Source organism: Pseudomonas sp. R62, assembly GCF_000257605.1.
Taxonomy (GTDB): domain Bacteria; phylum Pseudomonadota; class Gammaproteobacteria; order Pseudomonadales; family Pseudomonadaceae; genus Aquipseudomonas; species Aquipseudomonas atacamensis.
Map to the genome: position 1 here is coordinate 1 of NZ_AHZM01000930.1, position 751 is coordinate 751.

1 protein-coding gene is annotated in these 751 nt (G+C 61.0%); it reads right to left on the reverse strand.

Features of this window, described 5'->3' with window-relative positions:
- Positions 1-460 (reverse strand): acyl-CoA thioesterase (locus OQK_RS01185; protein ID WP_016770742.1); only part of this gene is annotated, 460 nt, incomplete at its 3' end.
- Positions 461-751: the final 291 nt, after the last annotated feature.

The window sequence follows — 751 nt, forward strand, 5'->3', positions numbered from 1 at the left end:
ACGGAATGCCGCCGACGCTCCAGCGCATCGCCAGATGGCGCATGAATTCCGGGGTCACGCCTTTGATGTAGGGCAGCTCCTGGCACTCGTCCCAGTGTTTCATGGTGGACGCCGGATAGGCTTCGACGGCGACTTCCGAAGGCCGCGAGGCACCGAAGCTGCCCTGAATGATCGTCACCACTTGGCCATTTTGCATGGCGCGACCCAACACTTGGCTGACGGCTTTGCCTTCACGCAGCACATCGACTTCGAAACTCACCGGCACCTCCGGCTCGACCGGACCGACAAAGGTAATCGCCAGCGAACGCACGGGGCGCTCCGTCGGCACCCTGGCGCGCATGGCTTCAAATTGCAGCGCGGCCACCAGTCCGCCAAAACTGGCACGGCCCTGCCCCCATTCGGCGGGGATGATTACTTCAGGTTGTTGGCGGACAGCATCGAGCAGATCGCAAAAGCGCATGACAACCTCGGAAAACGAGAAAGGAATGCGCGGATCTTACCCAGCCCCGGGCGGCGGCGCAGCGTCTATTCCGGTCAAATGGGCTGACAGATAGGCCTTGGCCCGATTCCTTCAAGCGACAAATCACCTTGTGGGAGCGAGCCTGCTCGCGAAAGCGGTCGATCAGTCGACAACGATTGCGACTGACACGGCCCCTTCGCGAGCAGGCTCGCTCCCACAGGGGAACAGAGCCATCTTCAGGAGTGTTTGAAACACGTAGCGCTGAGCTTTTCCAGCACTTGATCGGCCTTC